10 protein-coding genes and 1 pseudogene are annotated in these 13,535 nt (G+C 67.5%); 5 read left to right on the top strand and 6 right to left on the bottom strand.

Features of this window, described 5'->3' with window-relative positions; all coding sequences use genetic code 11:
• Positions 1–3 precede the first annotated feature (3 nt).
• The gene (fdx, locus tag AAFL97_RS09435) at positions 4–345 is read left to right on the top strand and encodes an ISC system 2Fe-2S type ferredoxin (RefSeq protein ID WP_263459560.1); all 342 of its coding nucleotides are present in this window, start codon (positions 4–6) and stop codon (positions 343–345) included.
• A 1-nt stretch (position 346) separates the two neighbouring features.
• Positions 347–541 (top strand): Fe-S cluster assembly protein IscX, encoded by a 195-nt coding sequence (gene iscX / locus AAFL97_RS09440; RefSeq protein WP_341644682.1) that lies wholly within the window; start codon positions 347–349, stop codon positions 539–541.
• A gap of 66 nt (positions 542–607) precedes the next feature.
• On the opposite strand, the gene AAFL97_RS09445 is transcribed toward iscX, so the two are convergent.
• The 6 genes and pseudogenes from AAFL97_RS09445 to dapC form a co-directional block, all read right to left on the bottom strand.
• Positions 608–1,063: a response regulator gene (locus AAFL97_RS09445; protein ID WP_263459562.1), complete on the bottom strand. Its 456-nt coding sequence runs from the start codon at positions 1,061–1,063 to the stop codon at positions 608–610.
• Between the two features lie 57 nt (positions 1,064–1,120).
• Positions 1,121–2,071, bottom strand: a pseudogene (gene prmB, locus AAFL97_RS09450) (50S ribosomal protein L3 N(5)-glutamine methyltransferase); the annotation flags it as partial.
• Between the two features lie 37 nt (positions 2,072–2,108).
• On the bottom strand, positions 2,109–3,251 hold the full coding sequence (gene dapE, locus AAFL97_RS09455) for a succinyl-diaminopimelate desuccinylase (RefSeq protein ID WP_341644683.1): 1,143 nt from the start codon (positions 3,249–3,251) through the stop codon (positions 2,109–2,111).
• 35 nt (positions 3,252–3,286) lie between these two features.
• Positions 3,287–4,459 (bottom strand): PilT/PilU family type 4a pilus ATPase, encoded by a 1,173-nt coding sequence (locus tag AAFL97_RS09460; RefSeq protein ID WP_341644684.1) that lies wholly within the window; start codon positions 4,457–4,459, stop codon positions 3,287–3,289.
• A 42-nt stretch (positions 4,460–4,501) separates the two neighbouring features.
• Positions 4,502–5,323, bottom strand: a complete 822-nt coding sequence (gene dapD, locus AAFL97_RS09465; protein ID WP_263459566.1) for a 2,3,4,5-tetrahydropyridine-2,6-dicarboxylate N-succinyltransferase — start codon at positions 5,321–5,323, stop codon at positions 4,502–4,504.
• A gap of 23 nt (positions 5,324–5,346) precedes the next feature.
• Positions 5,347–6,540, bottom strand: coding sequence for a succinyldiaminopimelate transaminase (gene dapC, locus AAFL97_RS09470; protein ID WP_341644685.1), 1,194 nt, complete (start codon positions 6,538–6,540; stop codon positions 5,347–5,349).
• A gap of 221 nt (positions 6,541–6,761) precedes the next feature.
• Between dapC and smc the strand changes: the two genes are divergently transcribed.
• The 3 genes from smc to ligA are packed head-to-tail and all read left to right on the top strand — an operon-like array spanning position 6,762 to position 13,493.
• Positions 6,762–10,298 (top strand): chromosome segregation protein SMC, encoded by a 3,537-nt coding sequence (gene smc, locus AAFL97_RS09475; RefSeq protein WP_341644686.1) that lies wholly within the window; start codon positions 6,762–6,764, stop codon positions 10,296–10,298.
• A gap of 34 nt (positions 10,299–10,332) precedes the next feature.
• The gene (locus AAFL97_RS09480; protein WP_341644687.1) at positions 10,333–11,439 is read left to right on the top strand and encodes a cell division protein ZipA C-terminal FtsZ-binding domain-containing protein; all 1,107 of its coding nucleotides are present in this window, start codon (positions 10,333–10,335) and stop codon (positions 11,437–11,439) included.
• On the top strand, positions 11,439–13,493 hold the full coding sequence (ligA, locus tag AAFL97_RS09485; RefSeq protein ID WP_341644688.1) for an NAD-dependent DNA ligase LigA: 2,055 nt from the start codon (positions 11,439–11,441) through the stop codon (positions 13,491–13,493). The genes AAFL97_RS09480 and ligA overlap by 1 nt, the downstream gene beginning before the upstream one ends.
• Positions 13,494–13,535: the final 42 nt, after the last annotated feature.

Genomic DNA, 13,535 nt, shown 5'->3' on the forward strand with positions numbered 1-13,535 from the left:
ATCATGACCCAGATCATTGTCCTCCCCCATGTCGAACTCTGCCCCGACGGCAGCGTGATCGAAGCCAAACCGGGCCAGTCGGTCTGCGAGAGCCTGATCGAGAACGACATCTACATCGAACATGCCTGTGAGATGTCCTGCGCGTGCACGACCTGCCATGTCATCGTGCGCGAGGGTTTCGATGCGCTGCCGCCCGCCGAGGAAGAGGAAGAGGACCTGCTCGACAAGGCCTGGGGGCTGGAACCGCAGTCCCGGCTGTCGTGCCAGGTCCAGGTCGGCGACACGCCGCTGGTGGTGGAAATCCCGCGCTACACGATCAACATGGCCCGCGAAGGAAAGCACTGAAATGAAATGGACCGACGTGCAGGAAATCGCCATCCAGTTGTCGGAAGCCCGGCCGGACGTCGACCCGACCAGGGTGAATTTCGTCGACCTGATGAACTGGGTGATCGCGCTGCCCGAATTCGACGACGACCCCAAGCGCTGCGGCGAGCGCATCCTGGAAGGCATCCAGCAGGCCTGGATCGACGAGGTCGACTGAATTCGTGGCTGCTCCGGGCGTCGGCGCGGCGCCCGGTTGCTGCAAGCTCCGCCTCTCCGGCTCGGCTCAATAGCCGTTGCGGGTGCTGGCGTCGCTGCTTTCGTTGACTTCCAGCCAGTAGCGGCCGAGCAGGCCGATGACCTGCACGAAGCGCTCGAAGTCCACCGGCTTGCGCACGTAGCTGTTCGCGCCGAGATTGTAGGCCTGCTGCAAATCGAGCGATTCGCGCGAGGTGGTCAGCACCACCACCGGTAGCAGCGTGGTGCGCGAATCGGCGCGGATGTGGCGCAGCACTTCCAGGCCGTCGATGCGCGGCAGCTTCAGGTCCAGCATCACCACGGCGGGCAGCGGGCCGTTGTTGCCGGCATAGCTGCCGGTGCCGAACAGGTAGTCCAGCGCTTCGGCGCCGTCATGCACGACGATCACCGGGTTGGTGATCTGGTTCTTGCTGAAGGCGTGAAGTGCGAGCGCTTCGTCGTCGGGATTGTCCTCGACGAGCAGGATCGGACGGTTGTTGCTCATCGCTCTGAGCCCTCCTGGATCGGTCTCGTGGTGCTCAGGGCTGGCCGCCGGGAAGATCTTCCTTCTCAGCACGAACACCATGTCGTCGCCACCGCGGGTGGAGAGCCAGGTGAAGGGCAGGTCGGGAAAAGCCTCTTCGACGATGCCGCGATTGTGGCCGACCTCGACCGCCAGCAGGCCGTCCGGGTTCAAGTGCGCGGCGCCTTCGGCGATCAGCCGCCGCACGACGTCCAGCCCGTCGTCGCCGGCAGCGAGTGCCATGCGCGGCTCGTGCAGGTATTCGGGCGGCAGGGTGTCCATCGCGTCGCCGGTGACATAGGGCGGATTGCTCAGGATCAGGTCGTAGCGGCGCCCGTCGAGGGCCGAGAACACGTCCGACTGCACCAGTTCGATGCGCGCATCCAGGCCGTAGTCCGTCACGTTCTGCAGCGCGACGTCGAGCGCGTCTTCGGACAGGTCCGCGGCCGTGATTTCGGCACCGGGGAAAGCGTGCGCCATCAGCACGGCGAGACAGCCCGAGCCGGTGCACATGTCCAGCGCGCTGGTGACTGCTTCGGGTTCGTCGATCCAGCCGGCGAGGCCGTCTTCCAGCAGTTCGGCGAAGAAGGAGCGCGGCACGATGACGCGCTCATCGACGGTGAAGCGGAAGTCGCCCAGCCAGGCTTCGCCGAGGATGTAGGCGGTCGGCACGCGCTCGTCGGCACGGCGTTCGATCGCTTCGAACAGGGCGATGCGCTCCTCGGCCGGAATGCAGGCATCGAGGAAAGGCTCGAGCCGCTCCAGCGGCAGCGCCAGCGAACCCAGCAGCAGCCAGACGGCTTCGTCGTAGCTGTCGTTGGTGCCATGGCCGCAGAAGATGCCGGTACGGTTGAAGCGGGTGACGGCATAGCGCAGCCAGTCGCGCACCGTGACCAGCTCGGCCAGCGGGCCATGATCGTGTTCATGATCATGGTCGCAATCGCACTGCTCGTGATCGCAATGCGCGTGATCGGTCGAATGTTGGTTCATGGACGTGTCGATTCCTTGTTTTCGTCGCTAGGCGGCTTCATGCCGCCAGCAAGGCACGCAGGGTGCGTTCGTAGACCTGGGACAGCGGTTCGATCGCCGCGGCGTCGATGCGTTCGTCGACCTGGTGGATGGTGGCGTTGACCGGGCCGAACTCGACGACTTCCGCACAGATGTCGGCAATGAAGCGCCCGTCCGAGGTGCCGCCGGTGGTGGAGAGCTCGGTTTCGATGCCCAGGGTGTCGGCGATGGCGCCGGACAGCGCGGCGACCAGCTTGCCGCGGCCGGTGATGAAAGGCTTGCCCGACAGGTGCCAGTCGATCTCGTAGTCCAGGCCGTGGCGGTCGAGCACTTCATGCGTGCGCGCCCTGAGGCCGTCGGCCGAGGACACTGAGCCGAAGCGGAAGTTGAACATCACTTCGCAGACGCCCGGGATGACGTTGTTGGCGCCGGTGCCGGCATGGATGTTGGACACCTGCCAGGTGGTCGGCGGGAAGAACTCGTTGCCCCGGTCCCATTCGATCGCTGCCAGCTCCGCCAGCGCCGGGGCGAAGGCATGGATCGGATTGCGCGCGAGATGGGGGTAGGCGACGTGGCCCTGCCGGCCCTTGACCTTCAGCGTACCGGACAGCGAGCCGCGGCGGCCGTTCTTGATCATGTCGCCGAGCGTGCGCACCGAGGTCGGTTCGCCGACGATGCAGTAGTCGAGCCGTTCACCGCGTGCCGCCAGGGCTTCGACCACCTTGACCGTGCCATGCGTGGCGATGCCTTCCTCGTCCGAAGTCAGCAACAGGGCGATGCTGCCGTCGTGGTCCGGATGGGTCGCGACGAAGCGCTCGATCGCGGTGACGAAGGCGGCGAGCGAGGATTTCATGTCGGCTGCGCCGCGGCCGTGGAGCATGCCGTCGATGATGGTCGGCTCGAACGGCGGGGTCTTCCAGGCCTCCGCCGGCCCGGGCGGGACGACGTCGGTGTGGCCGGCGAAGCACAGCACCGGCTGCGCCTTGCCGCGGCGAGCCCACAGGTTGGAGACGCCGCCGGTGTCGATGCGCTCGCAGTCGAAGCCGGCGGTGCGCAACCGTGCGGCGAGGAGATCCAGGCAGCCCGCGTCGTCGGGGGTGACCGAGGGGCGGGCGATGAGTTCGCAGGCGAGGGCCAGCGTGGGGGAGTCGGCGTGAGGCATTCGGCGTGTTCTTGGAGTAGGGTGGAAAATCGCGCTCAGTCCCGGTCGGCGTGCAGCGTGAATTCCTGGAACGATGCGCCGCCGCCATCCGGGTCGAAATCGAGCAGGCTCGGCGAGTCGGGCGGTGGTGAGGCGGCGGGCGCAGCGTCGATCTGCGCGTTGTTGATCAGCCAGTGCAGGTTGGTCGGGGAGTCGGCATTGGCCAGCGCCTCCTCGAGCGAGACGATCTTGTCGTTGTACAGCTCGTACAGGCATTGCTCGAAAGTCTGGCAGCCCGGTGCCAGGCTCTGCTCCATGGCCTGCTTGATCTCGTTGATTTCGCCGCGCTCGATCAGTTCGGCGATGTGGCGGGTGTTCATCAGGATCTCGACCGCGGGTACGCGGCTGCCGTCCGGTTTGCGCACCAGCCGCTGGGAGACGATGCTGCGCAGGGCGACGGCCAGATCGAGATACAGCAGTTGCCGGTTCTCGAGCGGGAAGAAGTTGATGATGCGGTTGAGGGCGTGATAGGCGTTGTTGGCATGCAGCGTGGCCAGGCACAGGTGGCCCGACTGCGCGTACGAAACCGCGGCCTGCATGGTTTCCCGGTCGCGGATCTCGCCGATCAGGATGCAGTCGGGCGCCTGGCGCATCGCGTTGCGCAGGGCTTCGCTCCAACTCAGCGTATCGATGCCGACTTCACGCTGGTTGACCACCGACTTGCGGTGGGTGAACAGGTATTCGATCGGATCTTCCACCGTCAGGATGTGGCCGCTGCGGTTGCGGTTGCGATGGTCGAGCATCGATGCCAGCGTGGTGGATTTGCCCGAGCCGGTGGCACCGACCACCAGCACCAGCCCGCGCTTTTCCATCACCACCTCCGCCAGCACCTCGGGCAGGCCGAGGTCGTGGATGGAGGGGATGTTGCTCTGGATGTAGCGGGCGACGACCGCGATCGAGTTGCGCTGCCAGAAGACATTGACGCGGAAGTTGCCCAGGTCGCGGCGGCCGAAGGACAGGTTCAGCTCGCGCTCGCGCTCGAGCTGGGCGAGCTTCTCGGCCGGCACCGCTTCCTCGACGATCCTGCGGATCATGGCCGGCTCCATGACCTGCTGGTTGATCGGCATCGTGTTGCCCTGGATCTTGATGTGGATCGGGGCGCCGGCGGTGATGAAGATGTCCGAGGCTTTCTTGTCTGCCATCAACTGAAAAAGGCTGTCGAAAATCATGCCTCGGTCATGCTCCATCAACTAGGGTTTCGGTCCATCGGCTCAGGCGCCGCGCAGCAGCTCGTTGATGCCGGTCTTGGCGCGGGTCTGCGCATCGACCTTCTTCACGATCACCGCGCAGTACAGGCTGTACTTGCCGCAGGCCGAGGGCAGGCTGCCCGGCACCACGACGGCGCCGGCAGGCACGCGGCCGTAGGTGACCTCGCCGGTCTCGCGGTCGTAGATCTTGGTGCTCTGGCCGATATACACGCCCATCGACAGCACGGCGTTCTCCTCGATGACGACGCCTTCGACGACTTCGGAGCGGGCGCCGACGAAGACGTTGTCCTCGATGATCACCGGACCGGCCTGCACTGGCTCGAGCACGCCGCCGATGCCGACGCCGCCGGACAGATGCACGTTCTTGCCGATCTGGGCGCAGGAGCCAACCGTGGCCCAGGTGTCCACCATCGAGCCTTCATCGACGTAGGCGCCGATGTTCACATAGGACGGCATCAGCACCACGTTCCTGCCGATGAAACTGCCCTTGCGGGCAACCGCCGGCGGCACGACGCGGAAGCCGCCTTCGCGGAACTGCTCGGGCGTGTAGTCGCCGAACTTGGTGTCGACCTTGTCGTAGAAGTTGAGGCCGCCGGCCGACACGATTTCGTTGTCGCGCAGGCGGAAGGAGATCAGCACGGCCTTCTTGATCCACTGGTTGACCACCCACTGGCCGTCCTTCTTCTCGGCCACGCGCAGCGTGCCGGCGTCCAGCCCGGCGATGACGGCCTCGACCGCATCGCGGATTTCGGCGGGTGCGGAGCTGGGCGACAGGCTGGCGCGGTTCTCGAAGGCGTCGTCGATGATCTTTTGCAGTGCTTGCATATGTGGTTTTCTCTCTTGGAGTTTCAGAGACTTCGGCAGAAGTCGATGATGCGCTCGGCCGCTTCGACACACTCGTGAGTGTCGGCAACCAGCGCGATGCGGATGAATCCGGCGCCCGGGTTGACGCCGCCCGACTCCCGGGCGAGATAGCTGCCCGGCAGAACCGTCACATTATATTCAGCCTGCAGACGGCGGGCGAACTCGGTGTCCGGCAGCGGCGTGCGCACCCAGTAGTAGAAGCCCGCATCCGGCAGCCGCACGGGCAGCCAGGGCGCCAGCATCGGCGTGATGCGGGCGAACTTGTCGCGGTACAGGCGGCGGTTCTCGGCGACGTGCTGCTCGTCGTTCCAGGCCACGACCGAGGCCGCCTGCACCGCCGGGCTCATCTGGCAGCCGTGATAGGTGCGGTAGAGCACGAAGTCCTTCAGGATCCTCGCGTCGCCGGCGACGAAACCCGAGCGCAGGCCCGGCACGTTGGAGCGCTTGGACAGGCTGGAGAACATCACGATGTTGCGGAAATCGGTGCGCCCCAACTGCCAGGCGGCTTCCAGCCCGCCGATCGGCTTGGCTTCGTCGTCGAAGTAGATTTCGGAATAGCATTCGTCGGCGGCGATGACGAAGCCGTGGCGGTCGGACAGCTCGAACAGCTGCTTCCATTCGTCCAGCGACAGCACGCGGCCGGTCGGGTTGCCCGGCGAGCAGACATAGACCAGTTGCACGTCGCGCCAGACGGCCTCTTCGATCGCATCGAAATCGGAGCCGAAGCCGTTCTCCGGCAGGTGATTCAGGAACACCGGTTCGGCGCCGGCCAGGTAGGCCGCGCCTTCGTAGATCTGGTAGAAGGGATTCGGGCACAGCACCTTGGCGCCCGGCCGGGTGCCGTCGACCACGCACTGGCCGAAGGCGAACAGGGCTTCACGCGTGCCATTGACCGGCACCACCTGGGTGGCGGGGTCGATCTTCGGCAAGCCGTAGCGACGCTCGAGCCAGTGGGCGATGGCGCCGCGCAGCGCATCGCTGCCCAGCGTCAGCGGATAGCTGGACAGGCCGTCCAGGCTGTCGGCCAGAGTCCGGCGGATGAAATCAGGCGTCGGATGCTGGGGTTCGCCGATCGACAGGCGGATCGGGTTCAAGTCCGCAGGCGGCGTGATGCCGGCGAACAGCGTGCGCAGCTTCTCGAAAGGATAGGTCTGCAGGCGGGTGAGGTAAGGATTCACTTTGGCACAAAATCCACGCGGCAGCAGCTTGCCGCAACTGAGTCGGAAAGGCCGGAAATGGTATCATGGCGGGCCTTTCCGGCACTTCGCCGGGATGGTCCATCCCGGCTCCGTAGCCGTTTTCGTTCCGTTCAATCCGCCGCCTCGTACCGCTTGCCGCCATGCTGGCGACGGCTGCGGCCCGGCTTCCTGCTCCCAGGCATCGATCCTCTCCTTCCGACGTGCGTCTGTCCAAGCTCAAACTTGCCGGTTTCAAGACTTTCGTCGATCCGACCACGGTACAGACACCGGGCAATCTGGTCGGTGTGGTCGGCCCCAACGGCTGCGGCAAGTCCAACATCATCGACGCCGTGCGCTGGGTGCTGGGCGAGACGCGCGCCTCGGCCTTGCGCGGCGAGTCGATGCAGGACGTGATCTTCAACGGTTCGACCACGCGCAAGCCGGTGTCGCGCGCCAGCGTCGAACTGGTCTTCGACAACGCCGAAGGCCGTGCTGCCGGGCAGTGGTCGCGCTACAACGAGATCTCGGTCAAGCGCGTGCTCGACCGTTCGGGCGAGTCCACCTACTACATCAACAACGTGCACGTCCGGCGCAAGGACGTCATCGACCTGTTCCTCGGCACCGGGCTGGGGCCGCGCGCCTACGCGATCATCGAGCAGGGCATGATCTCGCGCATCATCGAGGCCAGGCCCGAAGAGATCCGCGGCTTTCTCGAAGAAGCCGCCGGCGTCACCAAGTATCGCGAGCGGCGCAAGGAGACCGAAGGCCGGCTGCGCGACGCGCGCGACAACCTCGCCCGTCTCGACGACATCCGCATGGAGCTGGGCGAGCGCATCGGCCATCTCGAAGCCCAGGCCGAAGTCGCGGCGCGCTTCAACAGCCTGAGCGCGGCCCATGTGCAGAAGCAGCAACTGCTGTGGCTGCTCAAGCGCAACGAGGCCCAGGCCGAGCAGGCTCGCCTGAGCGAGGAGCTGAACGCCGCCACCTTGCGCATCGAGTCCGACAGCGCGCGCCTGCAGGAGCTCGAAGCCGCCGTCGAGACCGCGCGCGAAGCGCATTTCGAAGCGTCCGAATCGGTGCACGTGGCGCAGAGCGACCTGTTCGCCGCCAGTGCCGAAGTGGCCCGGCTGGAAACCGAGCTGCAGCACCTCGGCGAAGCGCGCAAGCGCCTGGAGGCCCGCCTGGCACAGCTCGATCTCGACCGCGGCCACTGGCAGGCGCGGCGCGAGGCGCTGGTCGAAGACTGCGAGCGCTGGCTGGGGCTGGCGGACAACGCCGCGATGCGTGCCGAGCAGGCCGAGGCGCGGCACAGCGAGATCGCCGGGCGCGTGCCGGAGCTGGAAGCGGACCGCCAGGCGGCGGACACCACCGTCGTATCGGCGCGGCGCGAACTGGCGCAGACCGAACAGCAGTTACGGGTCGAGGAGGCCAACCGCGCCAGCGCGATGCGGGCGCTCGATGCCTTGCAGCAGCGCCGCGGCCGCATCGACGGTGAACGCGCCGCGATCGTCGGCCCCGACGAGCGCGAGCTGGCCGAACGCGAAGCCCGTCTCGAAGCCCTGCAGGCTTCGCTCGACGAACAGCAGCAGACCCTGGCCGAGTTGCAGCAGGGGATGCCGGACGCGCAGGCGGCGCTGAAGGCGGCACTGGAGCACGAACGCGCGGTACAGCGCCGCCTGACCGAACTGCGTGCGCGCCGCGACGCGCTGGTGCAGTTGCAGGCCAAGGTGCAGTCGCAGGGCAAGCTCGGCGACTGGCTCAAGCGCCACGGACTGGACAGCCTGCCGCCGCTGTGGCGCAGCCTGCGCGTCGCCGAAGGCTGGGATGCGGCGGTGCAGGCGGTGCTGCGCGAGCGCCTTGCCGCGCTGCTGGCGCCCGACGCAGCGTCCGCGTGCGCCTTGCTGGATGAAGCGCCGCCGGAATCGCTCGCGGTCGTGCTCGGCACCGAGCACGCTGCGCCAGCGGCGGCTGCCGCCGGGGATGGCTATGCCGGGCTGGAACCACTGCTGGCGAAAATCGAAGTGCTCGACGCCGGCCTGCGTCCGCTGCTGGCCGGCTTCCTGCGCGGGGTCCATTGCGTCGAGCGCCTCGACGACTGGCTGCCGCGCCACCGCGAGCTGCCGGCGGAGGTGCTGCTGGTCGGCGCCCATGGCCAGATGCTGGGCAGGGGGCTGCTGTCGCACGCGGTGCCCGACAGCCGCACCCATGGCGTCATCGAGCGCCAGCGCGAAATCGACCATCTCGCCGACGAGCAGGGTGTGCTTGAGGACGAAGCCGCCATCGCCCACGAGGCCTTACAGGCCGCCGAAGCGGCGGCGACGGCCTTGCAGGAGCGGATCAACGGCCTGCGGCGCGACGGCCAGGGCATGCAGGCGCAGGTTCATGCCGAGCAGGTCGAAGTGCTCAAGCTCGCGCAGGCGCGCAGCCGCGCGGAAGAGCGCCATGGCCAACTGGCGCGCGATCTGGAAGACCTGGTCCATCTCGAACAGACCGAGCACGAGCATCTGGCCCGCGCCGAGCGCGACCTGGCACGGGCGGAAGAGCTTGCCGAGCTGCAGCGCGAGCGCCTCGATGCCGGCATGGACGTGCTGCGCGAGCGCGAGCAGGCCTTGCAGGAAGCGCGGGCGCTGGAACAGGCGGCGGTGCGCGAACTGCAGGAAGCGAAGTTCTCCGAGCGCGAATGCGCGGGCAAGCTCGACGACATCGGCCGCAACCTGCAGCTGGCCGCCGAGCAGTTCGAGCGCGCCGTCGCCGAGACGCAGACGCGGGCGGCCGAGCTGGAGGCGACCGACGACAGCCGCAGCTTCGATGCCTTGCAGTCCGCGCTGACCTTGCGTTCCAGCCGCGAGGCTGCGCTGGCCGCCTGCCGCGATGCGCTCGAAGATGCCGCGGCCCGGCTTCGCCAGGCCGAGGAAACGCGGCTGCGCACCGAACAGGAAGCCGCGCCGATGCGCAACCGCGTCGCCGAGCTGCGGCTGGCGGTGCAGGCCAGCGAACTGGCGGTCAACCAGTTCGCCGAGCGCCTGCTCGAAGTCGAGGCCGACGAAGCCACGCTGCAGCCTTTGCTGGGCGCCGACGTCAAGGAAAGCACCTTGCAGCGCGAAGTTTCCCGGCTGGCGCGGGAGATCGCCGAACTGGGCGCGGTCAACCTCGCCGCGCTCGACGAGCTGCGCAGCGCGTCCGAGCGCAAGGGTTATCTCGATGCCCAGACCGAGGACCTGCTGCAGGCGATCGACACGCTGGAAGACGCGATCCGCCGCATCGACCGCGAGACGCGCGAGCAGTTGCAGGAGACCTACGACACCGTCAACCGCCAGTTCGGCAGCCTGTTCCCGCAGTTGTTCGGCGGCGGCCGGGCGGAACTGGTGCTGACCGGCGAGGAGATCCTGGATGCCGGCGTCCAGATCGTCGCCCAGCCGCCGGGCAAGAAGAACACCTCCATCCACCTGCTGTCCGGCGGCGAGAAGGCACTAACCGCGATTGCGCTGGTCTTTTCGATGTTCCAGCTCAATCCGGCGCCGTTCTGCATGCTTGACGAGGTGGATGCACCGCTGGACGATACGAACACCGAACGCTACGCCAACATGGTCAAGCGCATGTCCTCGCAAACCCAGTTCATCTTCATCAGCCACAGCAAGATCACGATGGAGTTCGCGCAGCAGCTGGTGGGGGTGACGATGCAGGAGCAGGGCGTGTCGCGCGTGGTGGAAGTGGACATGGAAGAAGCGCTGCGCCTGGCCGAGCCGGCGGCAGCCTGAAGAACAGCAAGGAATTCGGGAACCTCTCTTATATATGGACAGCGAACTTCAGATCGCCCTCATCGGTGCGGGTCTCGGCGTCGTGGTACTGATTTTTGCCTACAACAAGTGGCAGGAACGCAAGCACCGCAGCAAGGCCGAAAAGGTTTTCAAATCCGAGCACCGCGACGTGCTGCTCGAGCCGCGCGGCGGCGGGCAGAACGAGGAGGCCGGCGAACGTTTCGAGCGGCGCGAACCGGGCTTCGGCAACGGCGATGACGAAGCCGGGCCGCGCCCGGTGAGTGAAGCGTCGCTCAAGCGTTCGGCACCCGAGCTGCCGGCGCTGCTCGATGTCCGCACCGACTGCGTGATCCGTCTCGAGGCGATCGAGCCGCTCGACGTGCAGCGTGTCTGGCAGGCGCAGCTGGGGCAGCTGGAAGGCCTGTCCAAGCCTGTCCGCTGGTTCGGCTTCAACGATGCCGAGAACCTGTGGTTCCCGCTCGGTCCCGAAGTCGGCGGTGCCTGCCACTGGTTCTGCGCCGCGCTGCAGCTGGTCGATCGCCGCGGTTCGATCGGCGAGTCGGACTTCATGCGTTTTTCGGGCGGCGTGCAGCGCGTCGCCGACCTCGTCATGGCCTTGCCGCCGGGCCTGCCGGCGCGGGCCGAGACCTTGCACGGCGCGGCCCAGCTCGACGGCTTCTGCGCCGATGTGGATGTGCAGATCGGCGTCAACGTGATCGCCGGCGAGCGCCCCCTCGACGGCAGGGAAATCGCCCAGTTCGCCGGGCGCTACGATCTGAGCCTGGCGGGGGACGGCAGCTTTCATGCGTTGGCCGACGACGGCAGCACGCTGTTCACGCTGGCCAACCTGGAAGCGGGTGCGTTTTCCGACGACATGGCTTCGCTGGCGACCATGGGGGTCACGCTGGTCATCGACGTTCCCTGCGTACGCGACGGCGTTGCGGCCTTCGATCGCATGATGGAGCTCGCCAACGCGCTGGCGCAGCAGAGCAGGGGCACGGTGGTGGATGACAATCGTGCGCCTTTCGGCGCCGAGGCGGCCGGGATGATCCGCGGCCAGATCCGCCAGTTCCAGGATCGCATGGCCGAAAGCGGCATCCCCGCGGGCGGCCCGCTGGCAAGACGCCTGTTCGCGCTGTGATGGATTCGCCCGTTTTTGCGGCGCAGCGCGCGCAGGCGCTGCGCGACGAGATCGCTCGCCACGACCACGCCTACTACGTCCTCGACGCGCCGACGGTGCCGGACGCCGAATACGACCGCCTGTTCCGTGAACTGCAGGCGCTGGAAGAGGCGCATCCCGAGCTCTGCACCCCCGATTCGCCGACCCGGCGCGTCGGCGGCAGGCCGCTCGAGCAGTTCCCGCCGGTGCGCCACCGGGTGCCGATGCTGTCGATCCGCACCGAGACCGACACCGAGGCCAGCGGCGCCCACACCTTCGATGCCCGCGTGCGGCGCGAGCTCGGGCTGGGCGAAGGCGATGCCGAAGTCGAGTACCTTGCCGAGCTGAAGTTCGACGGCCTCGCCATCAGCCTGCGCTACGAGCATGGTCTGCTGGTGCAGGCCGCCACCCGCGGCGACGGCGAGACCGGCGAGGACGTCAGCAGCAATATCCGCACGATGCGCGCGGTACCGCTGCGCCTGCGCGGCGAGGCGCCCGCGGTGCTGGAGATCCGCGGCGAAGTCTATATGCGCCGCGACGACTTCGAGGCGCTGAACCTGCGCCAGGCCGAGGCCGGCGAAAAGAGCTTCGTCAATCCGCGCAACGCCGCGGCCGGCAGCATCCGCCAGCTCGACCCGGCGATTGCCGCGCGCCGGCCGCTGTCTTTCTTCGCCTATGGCCTGGGCGAAACCGAAGGCTGGGCGCTGCCGGCGACCCACGCCGAGGTGCTCGATGCCATCGCCGCCTTCGGCCTGCCGGTGTGTCAGCACCGCGCGGTGGTGCAGGGCGCGGCCGGGCTGGCGGCTTTCCACGCGCGCATCGCCGGCCTGCGCGAGACGCTGCCCTTCGACATCGACGGCGTGGTGTACAAGGTCAATTCGCTCGAACTGCAGCGCCAGCTCGGCTTCGTCACACGCGAGCCGCGTTGGGCGGTGGCGCACAAGTACCCGGCGCAGGAGGCGGTGACGCTGCTGCGCGGCATCGAAGTGCAGGTCGGCCGCACCGGCGCGCTGACGCCGGTGGCACGGCTGGAGCCGGTGTTCGTCGGCGGCGTCACCGTCACCAATGCCACGCTGCACAACCAGGACGAGATCGACCGCAAGGACGTGCGCATCGGCGACTGGGTGATCGTGCGCCGCGCCGGCGACGTCATTCCCGAAGTCGTCGCGCCGGTCGCCGAACGGCGCCAGGGCGAGCTGCCGCGTTTCAATCTGCTCGAACGTTTCCCCGCCTGTCCGGTGTGCGGCTCGCATGTTGTGCGCGGCGAGGACGAAGCGGTGGCGCGCTGCACCGGCGGCCTGTTCTGCCCGGCCCAGCGCAAGCAGGCGCTGCTGCATTTCGCCGGCCGGCGAGCGATGGACATCGAAGGCCTGGGCGACAAGCTGGTCGAGCAACTGGTCGATGCCGCCATCGTCAAGACGCCGGTCGACATCTACCGGCTCGGCATCCTCGCGCTGGCGAACCTCGAGCGCATGGGCGAGAAGTCGGCGCAGAACCTGCTCGCCGCGATCGAGAAGAGCCGGTCGACGACGCTGGCGCGCTTCGTCTTCGGACTCGGCATCCGCAACGTCGGCGAAGCCACCGCGCGCGATCTCGCGCGCCATTTCGGCAAGCTCGATGCGCTGATGGACGCCGACGCCGAGGCCTTGCAACTGGTGCCGGACGTCGGCCCGATCGTCGCCCGCTCCATCGTCGAATTCTTCGGCGAACCCCACAACCGCGAAGTCATCGAGCAACTGCGTGCCGCCGGCGTGCATTGGCCGGAGAGCGAACCGCTGCGAACGCCCCTGGGCGGGCTGGCAGGGCAGACCTTCGTGCTCACCGGCACCCTGCCCACGCTGACGCGCGACGAGGCCAAGGCGCTGATCGAGGCTCGGGGCGGCAAGGTCGCGGGCTCGGTGTCGAAGAAGACCACCTGGCTGGTCGCCGGCGCCGAAGCCGGCTCCAAGCTGGTCAAGGCGCAGGAGCTGGGTGTGGACATCCTCGACGAGGAGGGCTTGCGTGAACTGCTGCGCAAAACGGATACAAATGCCTGATGCAGGCGGCTGCGGCTTCGCGCATCATGCCGGGCGCGCCGT

The sequence above is a fragment of the Thauera sp. SDU_THAU2 genome (assembly GCF_038260575.1).
GTDB lineage: Bacteria > Pseudomonadota > Gammaproteobacteria > Burkholderiales > Rhodocyclaceae > Thauera.

Bases quoted from the DNA above. Each gene is read 5' to 3' on its own strand.
- dapD (WP_263459566.1), bottom strand. From the start codon at position 5,323: ATGCAAGCACTGCAAAAGATCATCGACGACGCCTTCGAGAACCGCGCC.
- iscX (WP_341644682.1), top strand. From the start codon at position 347: ATGAAATGGACCGACGTGCAGGAAATCGCCATCCAGTTGTCGGAAGCC.
- AAFL97_RS09460 (WP_341644684.1), bottom strand. From the start codon at position 4,459: ATGATTTTCGACAGCCTTTTTCAGTTGATGGCAGACAAGAAAGCCTCG.
- ligA (WP_341644688.1), top strand. From the start codon at position 11,439: ATGGATTCGCCCGTTTTTGCGGCGCAGCGCGCGCAGGCGCTGCGCGAC.
- dapE (WP_341644683.1), bottom strand. From the start codon at position 3,251: ATGCCTCACGCCGACTCCCCCACGCTGGCCCTCGCCTGCGAACTCATC.
- fdx (WP_263459560.1), top strand. From the start codon at position 4: ATGACCCAGATCATTGTCCTCCCCCATGTCGAACTCTGCCCCGACGGC.
- AAFL97_RS09445 (WP_263459562.1), bottom strand. From the start codon at position 1,063: ATGAGCAACAACCGTCCGATCCTGCTCGTCGAGGACAATCCCGACGAC.
- AAFL97_RS09480 (WP_341644687.1), top strand. From the start codon at position 10,333: ATGGACAGCGAACTTCAGATCGCCCTCATCGGTGCGGGTCTCGGCGTC.